Origin of the sequence: Paenibacillus sp. NPDC058174 (assembly GCF_042883865.1) — a bacterium.
Lineage (GTDB): Bacteria > Bacillota > Bacilli > Paenibacillales > Paenibacillaceae > Pristimantibacillus.
In genome coordinates, this window is sequence record NZ_JBHVUY010000001.1 from 1,867,298 (window position 1) to 1,886,084 (window position 18,787).

Genomic DNA, 18,787 nt, shown 5'->3' on the forward strand with positions numbered 1-18,787 from the left:
AAGAATACGGTGGTCTGCCAACGCCACTAAAAAAGGAGTCAATTCAACGAGCTATTGCCTTCAGAATTCCCCGCCCCAAGCTCAGTCTTACGCTGCTCGCGAACGGCGAATTTCTCTCTGTACATCTGCGGTAAATGCTCGATTTTATAATTGATCGTCTCCAGATTGCGCTGTGTGTCGCGAAGCTGCTGCTCAACATTTTGCCGATGCTTGATGAGGATTTCCAGCCCTTTCTCGACGACGGCGTCATGATCGGTACAGTAGTTGATAAACGTACGGAGCTCTTTGATCGGCATGCCGGAATTTTTGAGACAACAGATCAGGTCGATCCAGTCAACATCCTGCTCATGGAAAACCCTTGTCCCGTTCTCCCGGTCTATGAAGGGCAGAAGCCCCTCTTTATCGTAGTAACGTATCGTGTAAATCGATAAGTTTGTTTTTTTGGCCACTTGCGAAATGGTGTAATTCATCTCTTTCCCTCCAGCTTCGCTTGGTAATAAAAGGTCGTTTTGAGGTTACGCTAACGATAAGTTTGATTAAATTCAAATTCGAGATTGACCTAGAGTTAACTCTATCGTATATCTTGAAAAAGTAAAGCCGATTGAAGGGAGATTATATAAAAATGAAATACATCGATATTGCCAATACCGACTTGAAGGTGTCCAATCTTATTCTGGGCCTCATGCGCATTAAGCAGCTTTCGTTGACCGAAGCGGAGAAGCTGATCCGCACAGCTATGGATGAGGAAATCAACTTTTTTGACCACGCTGATATTTACGGTCCTTCGTACGGAGAATGCGAATCTTATTTTGCAGAAGCCATTCAAATGAATGCAAGCATTCGTGAGAAAATGATTCTGCAAAGCAAATGCGGCATCCGCAAAGGTTACTTCGACTTCTCCAAAGCGCATATTTTGGAATCGACGGACGGCATTCTGAAGCGGCTGAACACCGAATACCTCGACATTTTGCTGCTGCACCGCCCGGATGCTCTCGTTGAGCCGGAAGAAGTGGCTGAAGCGTTCGAAGAGCTTCACAAGAGCGGCAAGGTACGCTACTTCGGCGTATCCAATCAAAATCCGGCGCAAATCGAGCTGCTGCAAAAATATGTGAAGCAAAAGCTCGTCGTTAACCAGCTCCAATTCAGCATCGCGCATACGCCATTGGTTGACGCCGGCATCGCCGTTAATATGAATATCGACCAATCGGTTAATCGCGACGGCAGCATTTTGGACTACAGCCGTTTGAATGAAATAACTGTACAAGCATGGTCGCCGTTCCAAAAAGGCTTCTTCAACGGCCCGTTCCTCGGTGATCTGGAAAACTATCCGGAGCTTAACGAAGTGATCAACAGCATCGCAGCCAAATATGACGTAACCAACACGGCTATTGCCGTTGCCTGGATTACGCGCCACCCTGCGAACATTCAAGTGGTGCTTGGCACAACAAACGTTCAACGTTTAATAGACTCCTGCAAAGGCTCGGACATTCCGCTGACCCGGCAAGAATGGTACCAAATCTACACAGCAGCGGGCAACATGCTTCCTTAATACAACATGCCAAAAAGCACCGGCCCCATGGGCTCGGTGCTTTTTATGTGGAAGCCGCCTGCTCACTGAGCAGCTAAATGCGGAATAAGCTGTCCGTCATCTGCCAGCGACAGAAACGAATCAACAACGCTTGGATCAAACTGCCTGCCGCGCTGTTCGCGCAAGTAGTCTAGCGTCGAATCAAGACTCCACTTCTCCTTATAGGCACGCTTCGTTGATAATGCGTCGAATACGTCGACAACGCTGACGATCCTTGCTTCCAGCGGAATAGACTCACCCTTCAAGCCATGCGGATAACCGGTGCCGTCCCATCTTTCATGATGGTATAAAATAATGTTTTTCGCCGTTTGAAGCTCACTTTCAAACAACTCATCATCCAGCTCAGCGAATATTTTATCGACGATATCAACGCCAATAATGGGATGCATTTCAATGATCGTTCTTTCATAATCGGCTAAGGACCCCGGCTTATACAATATGCCTTCGGGAATGCCGGATTTGCCGATATCATGCAAAATGCTGGCATTGGCAATGCGTGCCAGCTCTACCTTCGGCAAGGCCAGTTCCAGCCTCTCGTTATGTCTTTCCACTAGCAGCTCAGTCAAATTCTGCACCCGCGACAGATGCGCTTCCGTTCCCGGATCGCGAATTTCGCAGGAAATAGCCAGCACCTTCAGCAAAGAACCCTGCATCCGGCTGGCACGATCTTCGTCCAAATAAAGACCTTGCTTCAGCTTCTCCAGCTCGCGGAATACTCCTACATAATAGAGCTCGCCTTCAATGTCGAATGGGGTAATTGTAATAAAGGAGTGCCACAGCTCCTTATCCCGTTTCTGGTTCGTAAATACACCGGACCACGGCCGTCCGGCCTGAATTTGTCTCTTCATGCCATCGTAGACAGATTGGGACGTATAGGGCGTACGCAGAATACCGGCACGCTTCCCAATGATCTCTTCTTCCTGATAGCCTGTAATCTTCTCGTATGCACCGTTTACGCGCAGTATCGTATGCTTGACATCTGTGATGATGACGGCATCCGCCAATTGCAAAAACAAGTTTAGTTGTTGAGTCATGACAATCTCTCTTTCTTGTCTCTGTCCGTTAAAAGGAAATATAAGGTCGGTTCCATCTTACCATATCGATCCAGCTATCGTACATGATTACGAACCGTATTTTTTCACTATTGCTGACAAAGTGAGCAGCGGCCAAATATAGTTATAGCTTGGGTAGTGCGTGTAGACGCTCCCCGGCAGCATTGCCCCGGTCGGATAATAATAGGTCCAGTCCCTCCGCTCCAGCGTACGAAGCAGCGCTTCGGCTCCTTTTTCAATCTCCGGTGTAAGCTTATCATTGGCGGCAATAAGCGCGTCCAGCGCCCATGCGGTTTGTGAAGGCGTGCTGGCGTTTAACGGCACGTACCTTTTCACCTTGTCGCTCAAGCAGGACTCTCCCCAGCCTCCATCCTCATTTTGAATGCTCAGCAGCCAGTTCGCGGCTTTTTTAATAGCAGGATGATCGCTTGCCATGCCTGCATCGGACATGCCTTGCAACGCCGCCCCGGTACCGTTGATATAACAAATCCCCCAACGCCCGTACCAGCTTCCCTCCTTCGTCTGCTGAGACAAAATCCACTGCACCGTGTCGTCAATCCAGCGATGGCCGATCGTCATGACCAAATCCTTGCCAAGAAAACTGAGAACCCTGCTAGTCAAATCTACGGTAGAAGGATCAGTAGCAACGTCAGTTGAGCCTTCGAACTGGAAAAGGCTGGCCGGCATCCATTTCCCCTTCCGCTCGAAAGCGGGCCAGCCCGCATCGTCATTACGCATCGCCAGCACCCAATTCAGGCCTCTTTGCCAACTGGCTGTACCATTCGGGAAGCTGTAGCTCTCCCGGTACGGAAGCAGCGCCCTGAGCGCGGCGACGCTGTCATCTACATCAGGATAAAGCGTGTTGATGTCGGAAAATCCCCAGCCCCCAGGCTCGGTATGAGGGTTTCGGATCGCCCAATCGCCTTTGCGGGTCTGCTGTCTGGCAGCCAAATAATAAGCCGCGTTCTGAAGCGCCGTTGATTCGATTGCGACACCCGCCTCCTGCAAAGCATGGCTAAGTAGTGCCGTGTCCCACACTTCCGACGTCGCGATCTGAATATGTGCACGATCCATACATTGCAGCGAACGGATGCCTTGCAGCAGCCGGCTGATCAAAGGATCGTCCGCGGTGTACCCTAATGCTAGCAGCGAGAATATCATCAGAACGGTTGAAGTCTCGTACGTGAGCAGCGTATCATTGGGCTCCAGCCGCTCCAGCATATAAGCTTCGGCTTGCTCCATCGCAGCCGCGGAGCCAATGGAAGCCAGCGTACTGGCCAGCGGAAGCGCCGAGAACAGCTCATGCAGATTCGAAATCCAGGTTCGATCGTTCTTGAACGTCTTAGGGCCGTCCAGAAACAGATCCGATAAATCAGGCATATTCGCATTTCTCACATAAAATTGCTTGTTCGACATGATCAGTGTCGGAATCAAATGCGCGCGGGCATGGCCCGAAAGCGAAAACAAATCAAAACCGACGCCAAGCTCAGAGAAAAATACGGTCAGCGGAATCCGCAGCTGGCGCGGCCATTCCGCTTGGCCGGTTGCGGCAAAAATAACTTGCGTCAGCAGGCTGCGCGCCTCAGACAATCCACCCTTAGATCGAATGAACTGTTTGGCCAGCAAAATACGCGGATCGCTCGGCCGATAATATCCAGCGCATAAAAGCGCATAGCAGGATTCGGCTGTCGTCTCTAAATTGCCCTCCGGCTCATCCGGATACAGCTTCCATGCTCCATTCTGGTATTGGGATGAAGCAATTCGCACTGCCAAGGCGTGAATGAAGCCCGGGTCTCTTATCCCCAGTGCGGTCATTAGTATAATCAAATAATTGTCGGTCATGACGCCGGAATCAAAGCAAAACCGCCAAGCGCCGTCAGCCGACTGACGGTGCAGCAATTCATTCGTCAGCAGCTTGATCCTCTCCCGCAAATTGCCCATATCCATAAACGCGTTCATCCTTTGCAGCTTTAGTTTTCTTATGTATATGCGGCAATACGGGCAGACATTATGATCGGCTGCTCCGTAACATTCCTTTTCCAGAGAATCTTAAGAACTCATTTTTTTGTTTTTGACTAAAGAACGTATGTTCGCATATAATGAAAGAGAGGTGACTTACGAATGACAGTGAATAGTAAGCAACTAATGGATAACGGATATTCGGATTGCTTGAGGCCGAATGCTTCAACAGTTCACGAGCCTGCATTGCATACGGAATACGAAATCGCCGCTTCAAACGGCTGGCCTCCAGCGCCGCCTGCGGCTGCGCGTGACGAGCTTCAATTGATGCATGATTCGGTATTATTGCCAATGGCCTATCGCATCGTGGAGAAAAATTTAACCGATATTGAGAGCCGCGCAAGATCACTTCGCCCATTGTTTGTCAAAGCAACTAGAATCGTGCTGACACAAATGCGCACAGATTTGGCGGCAACCCATCAAGCACTTGATCACGCGGGTATTGTCGTGCATGAGGAGGAGCATACGGAGGGTATCGTCTTGTTCCGTTATACCTGCCGCGGCAATGACGGTGGATTTGCGGTCACTCGTGAATATGCGAGAAAAAGCATCGGCAGCCTAATCTCGAAATATATTAACGGTATTTTCCGTTAGCATTCGCATAAGGAATAAGAGTAAATGAGTGAAGTTTATTCGGTCATTTGGGGCTTGCGGCAAATAAAATGGACGTCCCAGGAGGACGTCCAACCTTTGTCTAACTCACGTAAATCAGTACAATCAATGGGAGAATCCATAGCAGCGGTACAAGATTCACCCATACCGCTGTTTTAAATCTCCGTTTGTGGTAAAGCAGCCAACTGGCCGCTATCGTTCCTATCAGAGCCAGCGGATAGATCCAGACGTAAATAAAAAAGGCAATCGTTGCCGCGTCACCCAATGACCCCGGAGAATCGAACAGCATGAACGAGGTAAACGCAACCAGAATCCAAGCCAGCAAAGACAAGGCATAGGCCATCTGGAAGAGAAGAAGAAATAAGTTCACTTTAGCATTTTTCACGTGAAGGTTGCACCTCTCTGAACGGGTGAGTGAATGGATAGCACTGATAATTATTATCATACCATCCTTTCCCTACTTTATTACTATACTTTTTTTGAAAAAATAAAAAGAAAACTGTATGCTGTGGTCGCATACAGTTTTCTTTCCAGTAGTTAAGCTAAGTTTTGGGATGGCTATACCCGGATGTCCAGGTTTTGGCCTACGTTCGGATTAAGGCTTGCATTCATTAACTGAACGATGCCCTGACCCTGCTGCTCGGCTTGCTTATTGGCCATGCTCAGCACTTTAATGCCAACAGCTTGTGATAGTGCAGATTGATTCAACGATACCGATAAAGCGGCTATATCCATTGCAATCCCTCCTCCTTACCTTATATCGGCTGATTGCCTGTTAATTTTCACCCTGAGTTAGACAAAGCAGACTCTATTTAAAGCTGCCTACCTGCGCGCTCGGCGATGATAGTCAGCACGTTCTCCCAGTGCTGCTTCATTTGTTCCCGTCTTGCCGCATGATCCAACTGCTCCTGATGAAAGCTGATCGTCGTTTTATCCGGCTTGTCAGACAAGAGCCGGATCTGCAAAGTCGACGGACGATCCCAATCCTTGGGCTGCCAAGTCAGTCTGAGCTGATGCAGCGGCTTGACGACTTTTAACTGTCCTGTTACACCTTCATCGGATTTGAACGTTTCGCCCACTGTCAGCTCCAGCTTCGGCAGTTGCCCAATCCATAAGCTCAAGCCCTCCGTTGAGGTTATAAATGCCCATGCCTGCTCTCTGGAAACGGGCAGCGTTCTGCGGATACCTACTTGAAAGCCAGCAGCCGCAGTCAATCCGACGGGTTTACTGTCGCTTTTGCTTAAGTTGATGTGGGCTAGTATATTAACAAGTTTGCCGAACGGATCACGAACGTAAAACCTTCTAACTCCCCAATCTTCATCTGTCGGCCCATATTCTATTGGAAAGCCGGCTTCCCTCATACGCTCAAGGGCAACATCAACATCGTCTACTTCTATGGATAGATCAGGCACCGGAGTGCCGTTTCCGCCTTGCGAAGCAATGCTAATTTGTACATTTGACTTCTCATCTGAACCATAAGTAGTTATCCAGCCATGGTCCATCATCCGTTCAAGGCCAAGCGCCGTCCCATAAAACAGTTGCGCTGCTTCCAGCTTATCTGCCGCGATATTAGCAACAATTCGTTTTACTTTCATTCAGGCATCTCTCCAATCAATAAGTATATAAGGTGCCCGTTCGTTGGGGCTCCGACAAATAGCTAGGGTAACAGAAAACCTCGTCCACAGATTGTATGAAAAAAGGTTTGAGTTTCCAGAGATCATACCCATTATTTTCGACAGACTATCGGTGTTCCCTTTTTCCGAAATTTATTACTGTATCTAAACAAGGACGCCCTCCTGCATATCGGAAATTCCGATGCACAGAAGGACGTCCATTCATAAATATTTGTTTCCTATATTACGCCTTTTTGACAAATTCGGACTTGAGCTTCATTTCGCCAAAGCCGTCGATTTTACAATCGATATTGTGATCGCCGTCAACGAGACGGATGTTCTTCACCTTGGTTCCGATCTTCAGAACGGATGAACTGCCTTTCACTTTCAAATCTTTTATTACGGTTACAGAATCACCGTCGTTCAACAGATTCCCGTTCGCATCCTTTACCAGCTTAACGTCTTCTGTCGTATCCTCAGCAAGATCCCACTCATGGGCGCATTCGGGACAAACGAATAAATTTCCGTCCTCGTACGTATATTCGGAGTTGCATTTGGGGCAGTTGGGCAAAGCAGCCATCATTCATTTCCTCCAGATCCATATAGTCGCTATCCATACTGTCATAGTTTTCCGCTGCTGACAACCCTATTAGATGGATGAACACTAGAAGAGCAGCTAGGTTAGAGTCTGGCAAGATTTGAATATTTGGTTCGTTTGAATGGCTATAGGATGCATTTTGCAGCGATGGATGAGCGATTTACGATGTCGCCACCTCCGAAAGTCCAGTTGGAGCAGAAGCCGTGTACCCTCTGGAACTTGCTAACTAACTAAGCTTTGTTCGTCGTTCTTGATTTTCCGTTGGACTCTGCTCGAGCGAACCTGTTTCGCTAATTAACGAAGCTGCATTCGTTGGAAATGGCCGAATTCGGCCATTCTTAACGGAGCTGAGCAAATAGCGAGCCTATCTTCGCTACTGGTGAACCTAGGTTCTCGAGTTGCGAAGATAGGTTCGCTGCACAGTTCCACGACCCTCCGTCCGCTCCAATTAGCGAATTTCGCTTCGCTCTTTTGCGAAGCTGCTTCGCTGGAGGGCTGGTGCACTCGCTTTATATACTAGGTTTGTCGTTGGACTCTGCTCAAGCGAACCTGCTTCGCTAATTAACGAAGCTGCATTCGTTGGAAATGGCCGAATTCGGCCATTCTTAACGGAGCTGAGCAAATAGCGAACCTATCTTCGCTACTGGTGAACCTAGGTTCTCGAGTTGCGAAGATTGGTTCGCTGCACAGTTCCACGCGCCTCCGTCCGCTCCAATTAGCGAAATTCGCTTCGCTCTTTTGCGAAGCTGCTTCGCTGGAGGGCTGGTGCACTCGCTTCATGTACTAGGTTTGTTGTTGGACTCTGCTCGAGCGAACCTGTTTCGCTAATTAACGAAGCTGCATTCGTTGGAATTGGCCGAATTCGGCCATTCTTGACGGAGCTGCGCAAATTGCGAACCTATCTTCGCTACTGGTGAACCTAGGTTCTCGAGTTGCGAAGATTGGTTCGCTGCACAGTTCCATGAGCCTCCGTCCGCTCCAATTAGCGAAATTCGCTTCGCTCTTTTGTGAAGCTGCTTCGCTAAGCCGGCCGCACTCATACTTCGCTACGCAACTTCATCGCGTCACATAGACGCGCTCGACCCTGCTTCCGATAGAGACGAGCACCTCGTTCGTCAGCGTACCGAGCCGGTCAGCGATCCCAGCAGCGGTGATGACCTGCTCGCCGTCCTGTCCGATCAACGTCGCTGTATCGCCTTGGCAGACTCCTTCGATGTCCGTAACGTCCACCATAAGCTGATCCATGCATATTTTGCCGACGATTTTGGCCTGCTGGCCGTTAATAAGAACATATCCGCCTCGCTCCGCATATTCCCTCGCAACTCCGTCCGCATAGCCTATAGAGAGCGTCGCAATAAGGCTATCCCGCTGAGTGAAGTAATCTCCGCCGTAACCGATCGACTCCCCGGCCTGCACAGACTTTACCAAGCTGACAGCTGCTTTCAAGGAAAGTACGGGACGCAGACCAACTTCTGCCCGGACGGTATCCTTTTCGCTGCCCAAAGTCCCATAGAGTGCGATGCCCGGCCGAGCTAAATTCATGCCTGCCCCTTCATAATTCAGCATGCCATAGCTGCTTTGCAGATGAATGCGACCTGGATCGATGCCTGCTTGTTTTATTTGAGCGATCACGCTTCCGAATATTTCGAATTGCTTGAGCGTTAGTGCAATCCCTGCAGCATCCTGACGGTCTGCTGCCGCTAAGTGGCTGAATGTGCCCGCGATAAGCAAAAACTTATGCCGATAGATTGATAAAATACGCTCGATATGCTCGTAACTTTCGCCAAGCCGCCTCATGCCCGTATCGATTTTGACATGAACCATCATCGGCCTTCCAAAAGCTTGCAGCCGCTCAGCGTCCTCCGCGCTGACTACAATCTGTGTCAACCGGTAGCGGATAATATCCCCGAGACGATGATCTGCCGTGTAACCGAGCACTACAATTTCTCCGTTGATGCCGCTGCGCCGCAGCACAATTGCTTCCTCAATATCTGCGACAGCGAAGGACCGCACACCTTCCTTAAATAGTCGCTTCGCCACTTCAATGCTTCCATGTCCGTAAGCATCCGCTTTGACGATAGCCATAATTGCCGTACTCCGCGGAATTACGTTCTGCAGCTGTTTCAGATTATGTGCCAAATGGTCCAGATCGATTTCAGCCCATGCACGATGCCGGGAACTCCCCATCCCTCTCTTTAGACCAAGCCCTTGTTTTTGCCCTTTCCCTTGCCCTTGTTTTTGCCCTTTCCCTTGCCCTTGTTCTTGCCCTTGCCCTTGTCTTTGCTCTTGCCCTCGTTCTTGTTCTTGCCCATGACCATGTCCATGTCCACCACCGAGCCCACGCTCTCCTCTTCCCTTAATAGCTTGCAAGAGCCAAATTCCCGCAGCAGACAGAGCAACCGAGAGAAAGGATACCGCGATATAAAATACCGGTTTATTGTCTACAATCACACTAAAGCTTCCCGTCGCTTTCGCTCCGCCTCTCACCAGCACGATCGCCCACGGATGGAGCATATAAATCCAGGTGCTGAGCGACCGCAAGTAAGGATGCTCCCTTCCCTCCGCCGACTGGAGCAAACGAAACAAGCTGTAAACAGCAGGAACTAAGGCAAGGTACATGCTGTCGTGACGAGGCCAGCCTGCGGCATGAAGCGCTATTCCTTCGCCTAACAATACTGCTATAGAGACGATAAACGCAGAAGTATACCGGAGTCTTGAGCGGGAAGGAAGCGGACGAAGCGCCGCCCACGCCCCAAGTGCCATATACAGAGGAGCAAAGCCGATGCCGTTGCGCGTATAATCAAACACCGTAAACATGCCATCGTATAGCCCTGTCAATATCGGACTGGCCGACGTTAATCCATAATAGCTGTCGCCGAGCAGTGCCAGTACATACAATGCGGCGGACACTGCGAGCACTGTTTTCAACGATAGAAACATCCGCAGCCCGTACACGATCCATGCTCCCGTAATGAGAGCCGGCAAGTACCAGAGATGATAGAACGTGCCGTTGAACACGACATCTTGCAGCATTCCCCATACGCTAACAGGTTGCTTGAAATAACCGTCATACACATTAAGCGGCAAATAGGCGATAATTCCGGCCGCGTACAATACGCCAACCCGAAGTGTAAAACGACGCATCGATACTAGCTCGCGCTGCCTGTCGCCCTTCATTTTACCGAATAAGAAAAAACCGGATGCGATAAAAAAGAACGGAACTGCAAGCCGCGCAATAATGCCCGTCAGCACAAAATCTGCATAAGGGTCTACTGACAATAAAGGGCCCAAATGTATGGTAATAACTAGAAAAGCAGCGGCCAGCTTGAAAATATCCATTCCGCCGTAACGGAGATTAGCCAATGTTATCGCCGCCTTTGTCTCGATCACAGCGGTGGCGAACCGTAACGATAAAACCGTCATCATTATTGCCGGACCATTCCACGCTTTCACTCTCTCCATGAGGAATCGGCAGCTCTACCGCATCCCCAGCCGCTTGTACATAATAGATTTCGTAATTTCCGCCAAAGTATAGGTGTTGAACGCCGTAAGGGAACTGTTTTAAAAAAGCGATATATTCCTCCAGGCAAAAGCCATACTGCTCCATGACGGCCGAATGCGGATAACCTACATAACGGTAATGCCACGGCTCGCAAGCAATGCCCGTCACCGCCTCCTTGCCCTCCTGATAGCGCTGAACAAAACCGTATTCCGGGGCCAACTCGCGAAAAATATCACTAATGGCGCTCCCTGCAAATGTAGGACGAATATAATCCGTCTCGCCGCCGCGAACACCAACGTCTACAGCCAGTCCAGTCTGATGCTCGCTCGCACCCGGCAGGGCAACATAGCTGTTCGCAAACGTCTCCCCATGCTCGGCAACCGCCGACTCATAAATTTGCCCTTGCGTTTCAGCAGACCGGTAGCCGCTGACTACCGTGATTTGCTCCTTGGCCATACAAGCATCCAGCAAGCACGACAGTTGAGCAGAGCAGCTCAAATCTAGCGATATGAACGGCTCTTCAGCATGATCGGCTCGCAAAATATCCGCTGGCAGCGTTACGATTGAATCCGCCACAGAACGTACAGGATGTCTGCGGTTAACGAGCAGCAGCTTCCCTTTATAAATATCTGATCGATTCAAGCGCGCATAACCGTCATGCAATTGCTCCGGCTTGCGGGTTTCCAGCAATTTGCCGCTCATACCCGCGCCTCCTTCAACGCCGATTCGATTAACCGGTTCAGCAGCTCGGGAAAGTCAATACCGGCATGCCGCATCATATTCGGGTAGCGGCTTTTGGAGGTGAAGCCCGGAATCGTATTGACCTCGTTGAAAAGAAGTCTGCCGTCATTAGCCAGAAACAGGTCGACCCTAGCGAACCCGCTGCAATCCAGCTCCCGGTAAATCCGCAGCGCTGTCTTCTTCACAAGCTCCTTCATCTCCGAATCAACACGGGATGGCAGATGAATGGCCGCCGTACTTAGGGAGTATTTTTCCTCATAATCGAAAAACTCTCCGGTCAACGCGATCTCATCAATTTCACCGGTTATTGGATCGTTGCCAGCATATCCAAGAATGGCGCAGCCAAGCTCAATGCCATCCACATGCCGTTCAATAACGAGCTTGTTGTCATGACGCAGCGCCCCCTCAATACCTGCCGCCAATTCCGGCTCTGTGTACGCCTTCGATATGCCAATCGAAGAACCGGATCGAGCCGGCTTCACATAAAGCGGATAACCAAGCTTGCTTGCGGCAGCAACCGCATCGGCAACCGCCATTCCAGGAGTAACCGTAACAAATTCAGGCACATCAATTCCGGCGGCTTGGGCAACTATTTTCGCAAAAGCCTTGTCCATACAGAGTGCGGATGACAGTGTCCCGCAGCCGACAAACGGAATGCCGGACAGCTCCAGCAGCCCTTGAATCGTGCCGTCTTCGCCATTTTTGCCATGCAGTACAGGAAAGACAATATCCAGCGGCGTAAAACGATGCTCCGTCCCAACAAGCTCAAGCAAGCCCTTATGATGCCGGCTCGGTGATATAACGGCAGGCACACAGCTAGGATGATCCAGCCAGCTATCCTTCCGGATCAACGCCGTTTCTCCGCTGTACCGGTACCAGTTCCCTTCACGCGAAATACCGATCATTACGACCTCGTAAACCTCTTTATCTAAATGCTCGATAACGGCCGAAGCCGAAGACAATGAAACTTCATATTCCGTCGAGCAGCCTCCGAACACTATTGCTGCTGTTGTTTTTGTCATCATTTAGTAAGCCTCCCCATTAATCTATCTGACTCTAGCTTAGAGGGGAGGTCTTAAAAGCAATTAAAGACAAGCTTAAGAAAGTCCAAAGATTAAAGCCCCGGATCTTAAAGATATAAGGAAAAATATTGAACTTCCTTAAATCCGGACATAAAAAATACGCCCTTCGCAGGGCGTGAATCGAACTCAGAGCAATACCGCATAGTGAATGCAAACTGATCTGCCTAGCGATTTAATCTCAATTAATGCAATTATCATAAAGCTTTTCACAACTTTTAAAGAATGGGCTCAGTCTTTCCATTCAGCCGTAAACTTTTAACAAATCAAAATGCAAATGTGCAGGTTGTCAGCCGCTTTTTCTACAATTTATTGCTTCAAAATGCAAATGTGCATTTTGAATGGGCCAAAAAGGCTCCAAAGCGACTTATCAAGCGATTTCAACTGCATTTTTACATTTTGATCGCTATTTGGAGCCTTTTGACGCCCATCAGCCTGCACTTTTGCATTTTGTTTTGATTTGCACACTGAAGACTAGCCACATAATCAAAGTTATCCATATCAGTATCACAGTATCACAATCGCGTTGTCGCTGCCCCTCGCCTTATCGCAGCCCGACGAACGCGATCGATCCGTTATCCCCGCTGTACGGCGGAGCACCCGGCTTCGTAACGTAACATACGATTAGTTTAAAAGCCATGCCGCGGGCAATATTCTGATTAAAGGTTAAAACAAAGTCCTGCCCTGTGCTGCCGGAGGCTTCAATTTTCACCTTGTCTCCCGTCAGCGAATTGTTTGCATTGACGCTGTCGTTCATGCCAAGCGTCGCAATATTAGTTGGCGTCGTCTCTGCTGTGCTCTGAATCCAATAGTTTTGAGGATTGATCCCTTTTACTTGATCAACCGGCTGATCATACGTAATCCGCAGCTGGTTCGCTGCTAATTGATTCACACTGGTCAGCATCGGAATATTAGATACAGGTGCTGCTGCTGCAGAAGCTGCATGTGTTTGTCCGTTAACGGCCACAGCGGCGAACACAAACGCACAAAGAACTAGCTTCATTATGTAGACTTTCACAAAAATACCTCCCTGCTCTTCATTTGCAATCCTGCAATATTCTTCCCAGTTCAGCAGCAGCTCATTCTATTCCGCTTAGCACAAAAGTGCAGCAGCCGTCCACAAGGGGTGGCTGCTGCACTTCAGCTGCAGAATACCGTTATTCTTCCTCCACAATAACCCTTACCGAAGCACTCGCATGCAAAGAGGTAATGTTATCAGCGACAACGGTCACCGGACTCGTAATGACAATATCCTCATCCGTCTCCGGCAGCACATACGGTATACGAATGATTTCGTCGGCACCAACTTCGAAATTGGGCTCAAAAAACTGAAAATGCAGCAGCGGCGCTGTCAATCGGGTGTTCAACAGCCCAACATTCCCCGTATTCCGAAGCCGAATCGTGAAGATGACGGTATCCCCCGGGCTTCCTTCAGGACGGTTGACTGTTTCCGTTAAAACAGCGCTTGGCAGTGCTTGTGCCGTAATCACAACAGCGGCTTGCTGCAAGGGCGACTGGTTGGAAAATACTGCGACATTGTTCAGGAAAGTTGTTCCTCCGACCGTGTCTGCCGGAATTGTAAACGGCAAAGTAAATACGCGATTTTCTCCCGGTGCAAGTACTGGTATGACTGTATTGAACCGAACGAGCAAATCGATGCCGCGAATATTCGTCAGCACCCGATCTGATTTATTCGTAATTCGGATGATTTTCGAGACCGTGTCCCCCGGCTTAGCAACAGGCGGAGCCGCTTCGACGATAAGCTCCAGTAAAGTAGCAGGCAGACCAACTACGACGCGCGCTTCGCTCTGTACAGGCAATGTGTCTTCTGGCCTCTCCAGCCAATCAACTGTTACCCGGTTGGCAAATACCGTTCCTTGCAAGGCAGTGCTTGATACGGGGAACGTATACTCCGCCAATGCTGTTTCTCCAGGGGCGATTACAGCAATCGTATTCTGTGTGCCAGTCAGCGAATCAAATACTGTCACATTTGTCGCTGGATTTGCGCCTGTGTTCGTGATTTCCACGGTATAGCGTATCGTTTCTCCAGGCGCCGCAACATTACGGTCCGGCAGTTTTTTCACTGCAAGCGTCGTTGTCGCGTCGGGATCTGTCCTTACGACTACATCGGCTGCCGCCTCTTGGAGCGGCGTTTGGTCGGAAGCAGCAGTAAACGTATTGACAATTACGCTTCCGTTAACCGCTACTGCCGGTACGGTATAGCTGCCCGATCGGGTTATCGTAGCGCCAGCGGCAAGACTGGCCACCGTTTCGCTAATGCCTAGCAGCGGGTCATTCAGCGCAAGGTTCGTCTGCGGCAATACGGTAAGATTCTCAATGGACAACGTGTAATTGACCGTTTCCCCCGGTGCAGCCAGCGCCCGGTCGGCAGTCTTGCTCAGCGACAGTCCCGTACCAACGACCGTTACGGATGCTATTACTTGCTGCGTCCCCGCTTCAGACGTTCGAACGGTAAGCTCGTTGATAAGCTCCGTTCCGACCAGTGTATCTTGAGGCACCGTATACGGAAAATGAAATTCATGCCGTCCCCCTACCGCCAAATTCTCCGCCGCCAGATCAACACCCAGCAGCGAATCGACTAGGTGAATGGCAGTCAAAGGAACGTTGCCGATATTATTCAGCACAATTGTATAAGTGAAAGTCTGGCCGGGGGATACGGAGGACAGCTCAGGCAGCTTGCGTATGCCGATCTGCGGAGCGGCAAGTACAGTTACATCCGCAGTATCATATACAGGCGCCGTCTGATCACTTATCGCCATCGCCGTATTCGTATACACTCGCGGCGGAACCTCCAGCGGCACTAGAAACGGCAGTTGAAAGCTCTCCGTCTGTCCCGCCGCCAAGCTCGGAATGTCGAAGCTGAACCCGGCCAAATCATCGGTTACTGTAATATTCGTCAATGCAATATTGCCGGAGTTGGTCAAGGTCACGCTAAAGTTCAGCGTCTCTCCCGGAAGCACAACGATACGATCTGCCGATTTCTCCAAGCTGAGCCGGGGTGCAGGAAGCACTTCGACGACCGTGCCTACCCGTTCCGGCTGCGGCAGATTGTCAGCGCTAATTTGCAGTACATTAGCAATCGTAAATCCGACCTGTGCGTCCAGCGGAATTTCGAACGGCCAATCAATATTTATGCTTCCGCCGACTGGAATGTTGCCGATTGTCTGATCCAGTCCCAGAAGCGGATCGATCAGCCGGACATTTGCTAATTCGACATTGCCGTGATTGGTAATGGAAATATGAAAAATAACGGTTTCCCCCGGTTTGGCAGCTGACGGGGTCACGCTTTTGGTCGCGGCTAAAATCGGATTTTCGGTTACGATAACAACGGCTTCCGCGACGATAGGGTCACGCAGCTGATCCGCTTTTACGAACACAGTATTGACAATTGGACCAGGCGGCGTATCCGGCGGTACAACAAACTCCAGTTGAAAGCCTGTTGAATGGAATGGCGGCAATTCTGGAAAAACGGTGAAGAAGCCAAGCATCGGATCATCAATAGCAATATTAGAGAGCGGGACAGGGCCATTGCTAATTTCGATAAAAAAGAAAACGACCTCTCCCGGCCTCACCTCGAACCGGTCGGAGAACTTATTAACGAACAACACGGCCTCTTCTCCGAATTTCGTTACAAAAGCGTCAATGACATTCAGGAAAGGCTGAAATACGCCGGGCGTCGTCGGAAAATCAAAGGAGAATGTCGTGCCTGCCACATAAATGTTATGCTGATGGTCAACGGCAATACCACGCGCTGCATCACTGCTTGCGCTGCCTCCTAAATAGGTAGAGTATTCCAAATAAGAGCCCGTCGGATCAAGAACCGAAATGAAAGCATCCGTTGATCCCGGTCTGGAAGGCTGAAATGCATCCGGCGTCACCGGAAAATTGCTGGATACCGTTGCTCCTGTCACATAAGCTCTGCGATTATCATCAACCGCAATCGCATAAGGCGTATCGACTGCGTTCCCGCCAAAAACTGAAGAGTAAATTAACGACGTCCCTGTCGGATTAAGCTTGGTAACGAACACCTCCTGACTTCCGCCTAGGATGACCAGAGCTCCGGGTGTTGTCGGATAATTGGCCGAGCTTGTGTGGCCCACCACGTAGGCATTCCCGGCATCGTCAATGGCAATATCCTCAGCATCGTCATTCTGGGAGCCGCCTAGCAGTGTAGAATAAATTAAGGCGCTGCCTGCTGCATTCAGCTTAGTAGCAAATGCGTCAATGCCCCCGGCTAATGTAATTTGGTAGGCGCCCGGCGTTGTAGGGAAGTTTCGGGCAACGGTCTGTCCGGCTACAAACGCATTTCCGGCTGTATCCACAGCGATGCCATTGCCGTTAGTCGTACCGTTGCCGCCAAGGTAAGTGGAATAGACCAAAGCTGTTCCCGTCGCATTTAATTTCGTAACAAACCCAATAGGAACCGTTGCGCTATTCGTCGGCATGAACGAGCCGGGTGTCGTTGGAAAATCGGCGGAGTCCGTCTGCCCGGTTATATAGGCATTGCCGGAGTCATCTACTGCAATCGCAATGCCATCATCGGAGCCCGATCCGCCCAGATACGTGGAATACACGAGAAAGTTGCCGTCAGGTCCCAGCTTTGTGACAAAGCCGTCAGATGTGCCTGACAGGACAGGTCCGATTACACCTGGCGTCGTCGGAAAATCTGCTGAAAGAGTAAATCCCGTCACATAAGCGTAACCGGAATGATCGACTGCAATGCCTGAACCGCTGTCTAATGAGCTCCCGCCAAGATAAGTAGAGTAAAGAAGCCCCGTTCCCGTCTGATTAAGCTTGGTTACGAATACATCCTCAACACCGGCCATCGTCGTCTGAAAGGCGCCCGGCGTCAGCGGAAAATTAGTCGAAGTCGTGCTCCCCGTCACATAGGCATGGCCAAAATCATCCACTGCGATGGCCAAGCCTTCCTCAAAGCCGCTGCCGCCCAGAAACGTAGAATAGATGATGGCAGGGTCGATGACGAGCGGGTGGTCCCCGTCATATTCCTCAGTCAGCTCATATCCGATTGTCCAGCTATTTCCTGTTGATTCTATTAATACGTAGCGGCATTCCAATATCTTTTTATTACCATTAATTTCCTGAAAGGCAATTGGTTTTAAATCTGTCAGTTCTCCATAAGGCGTACAAAAAAGCAATTCACCTGAATCATTCAGCCGAACAGCATCGGAGCCCTTGCAAATAAAACGGATATCCTCTACCCGGGAGCCCGGTTGAAGCAGCCAGTCAAATTTGATTCTTTCTTTATTTCCTTGTATGACCAAATCGATGCCTGACCATAGTCCCCGATAGGCAATTTCCCGGAAAATAGGGATATCGACATAATGACGGCTCGTATCATTGCCCCGGAAATAGTGGAAATAGCCTTTTTCTTGGTCTACACCTTCCAGCTTCACGTCATTGCTGGGGTTAGTAAATTGCCATGTCAGCACGACGCCTTGAATAGTTTTCAAGTCGTTTTCGCTATCAGTTTCAGCCGCAGCTGTGGCTTCGGTTTCTACTTCGACTTCGACTTCGCTTTCATTTACATTCGCCTGATTTCTCGTAAATAATGTCATTTCAAATTGGGCTGTTTTAAACGCAGATCTAAAACCCGGTTCTTGAGTAACAAATAAAATATCCTCCTGCTCTTGCCCTTTGTTCTGGACAAACAACAACGGGAGCTTCCCGTACTGCTCGATGGAATTCCTTGAAGCAGCTTTCATTGCACGCAACGAATATCTACTCTCCCTGTTTTTTATCCATCGTATGATTAGGCAGAATAGAAGGTGTATTTGCAGAAAACAGCGGCTGACAACCTGCAGATTTGCATGTTGATCACAGCAGGCGAAGCTGAAAGGTGCTGATAATTAAAAATAAATTGCATTCTCATCACAATGAGCCGAATAAAGAGGCTGTTGATCCTATCCCTGAACTGTGACCCGGATTGTAGACGATTAAAACA

Annotated in this window: 14 protein-coding genes and 1 pseudogene; 2 read left to right on the forward strand and 13 right to left on the reverse strand. The window is 49.6% G+C overall.

From position 1 onward, the window contains the following. Positions 1-38: 38 nt before the first annotated feature. Positions 39-470 carry a MerR family transcriptional regulator gene (locus ACFVVF_RS08545; protein WP_387807157.1) on the reverse strand — a complete coding sequence of 144 codons (432 nt, stop codon included), beginning with the start codon at positions 468-470 and terminating at the stop codon, positions 39-41. A gap of 152 nt (positions 471-622) precedes the next feature. On the opposite strand from ACFVVF_RS08545, the gene ACFVVF_RS08550 reads away from it, so the two are divergent. Then, the gene (locus tag ACFVVF_RS08550) at positions 623-1,549 is read left to right on the forward strand and encodes an aldo/keto reductase (protein ID WP_387807160.1); all 927 of its coding nucleotides are present in this window, start codon (positions 623-625) and stop codon (positions 1,547-1,549) included. Positions 1,550-1,611: 62 nt separating this feature from the next. On the opposite strand, the gene ACFVVF_RS08555 is transcribed toward ACFVVF_RS08550, so the two are convergent. Both ACFVVF_RS08555 and ACFVVF_RS08560 read right to left on the reverse strand, forming a co-directional pair. Then, the gene (locus ACFVVF_RS08555) at positions 1,612-2,622 is read right to left on the reverse strand and encodes an HD domain-containing phosphohydrolase (protein WP_387807163.1); all 1,011 of its coding nucleotides are present in this window, start codon (positions 2,620-2,622) and stop codon (positions 1,612-1,614) included. A gap of 87 nt (positions 2,623-2,709) precedes the next feature. Beyond that, positions 2,710-4,587, reverse strand: coding sequence for a prenyltransferase/squalene oxidase repeat-containing protein (locus tag ACFVVF_RS08560; protein WP_387807166.1), 1,878 nt, complete (start codon positions 4,585-4,587; stop codon positions 2,710-2,712). A gap of 174 nt (positions 4,588-4,761) precedes the next feature. Between ACFVVF_RS08560 and ACFVVF_RS08565 the strand changes: the two genes are divergently transcribed. Further along, positions 4,762-5,253, forward strand: coding sequence for a YhjD family protein (locus ACFVVF_RS08565; RefSeq protein WP_387807168.1), 492 nt, complete (start codon positions 4,762-4,764; stop codon positions 5,251-5,253). A gap of 100 nt (positions 5,254-5,353) precedes the next feature. Here the strand turns inward: ACFVVF_RS08565 and ACFVVF_RS08570 are convergent, their stop codons facing one another. From ACFVVF_RS08570 to ACFVVF_RS08615, 10 genes and pseudogenes are all read right to left on the reverse strand, one after another. After that, positions 5,354-5,656 (reverse strand): hypothetical protein, encoded by a 303-nt coding sequence (locus tag ACFVVF_RS08570; protein WP_387807171.1) that lies wholly within the window; start codon positions 5,654-5,656, stop codon positions 5,354-5,356. 173 nt (positions 5,657-5,829) lie between these two features. Further along, positions 5,830-6,006, reverse strand: coding sequence for a YjfB family protein (locus tag ACFVVF_RS08575; protein WP_188887266.1), 177 nt, complete (start codon positions 6,004-6,006; stop codon positions 5,830-5,832). A gap of 77 nt (positions 6,007-6,083) precedes the next feature. After that, positions 6,084-6,485, reverse strand: coding sequence for an SRPBCC family protein (locus ACFVVF_RS08580; protein ID WP_387808938.1), 402 nt, complete (start codon positions 6,483-6,485; stop codon positions 6,084-6,086). Between the two features lie 36 nt (positions 6,486-6,521). Further along, a pseudogene (locus tag ACFVVF_RS08585) lies at positions 6,522-6,866 on the reverse strand (VOC family protein); the annotation flags it as partial. Positions 6,867-7,128: 262 nt separating this feature from the next. After that, a complete protein-coding gene (locus tag ACFVVF_RS08590) occupies positions 7,129-7,464 on the reverse strand; it encodes a zinc ribbon domain-containing protein YjdM (RefSeq protein ID WP_387808940.1) in 336 nt (111 codons plus the stop codon). Positions 7,465-8,538: 1,074 nt separating this feature from the next. Continuing rightward, positions 8,539-10,944 carry a serine racemase VanT catalytic subunit gene (gene vanT / locus ACFVVF_RS08595; protein WP_387807173.1) on the reverse strand — a complete coding sequence of 802 codons (2,406 nt, stop codon included), beginning with the start codon at positions 10,942-10,944 and terminating at the stop codon, positions 8,539-8,541. Beyond that, the gene (locus tag ACFVVF_RS08600) at positions 10,838-11,686 is read right to left on the reverse strand and encodes a D-alanyl-D-alanine carboxypeptidase family protein (RefSeq protein WP_387807175.1); all 849 of its coding nucleotides are present in this window, start codon (positions 11,684-11,686) and stop codon (positions 10,838-10,840) included. The genes vanT and ACFVVF_RS08600 overlap by 107 nt, the downstream gene beginning before the upstream one ends. After that, entirely contained in the window at positions 11,683-12,750 is a 1,068-nt protein-coding gene (gene vanG, locus ACFVVF_RS08605) for a D-alanine--D-serine ligase VanG (protein ID WP_387807178.1), read from the reverse strand. Before vanG ends, ACFVVF_RS08600 begins: the two co-directional genes overlap by 4 nt. Positions 12,751-13,348: 598 nt before the next feature. After that, on the reverse strand, positions 13,349-13,822 hold the full coding sequence (locus ACFVVF_RS08610; RefSeq protein ID WP_387807181.1) for a hypothetical protein: 474 nt from the start codon (positions 13,820-13,822) through the stop codon (positions 13,349-13,351). A 139-nt stretch (positions 13,823-13,961) separates the two neighbouring features. After that, the gene (locus ACFVVF_RS08615; RefSeq protein WP_483875025.1) at positions 13,962-18,548 is read right to left on the reverse strand and encodes an SBBP repeat-containing protein; all 4,587 of its coding nucleotides are present in this window, start codon (positions 18,546-18,548) and stop codon (positions 13,962-13,964) included. Between the last annotated feature and the right edge of the window lie 239 nt (positions 18,549-18,787).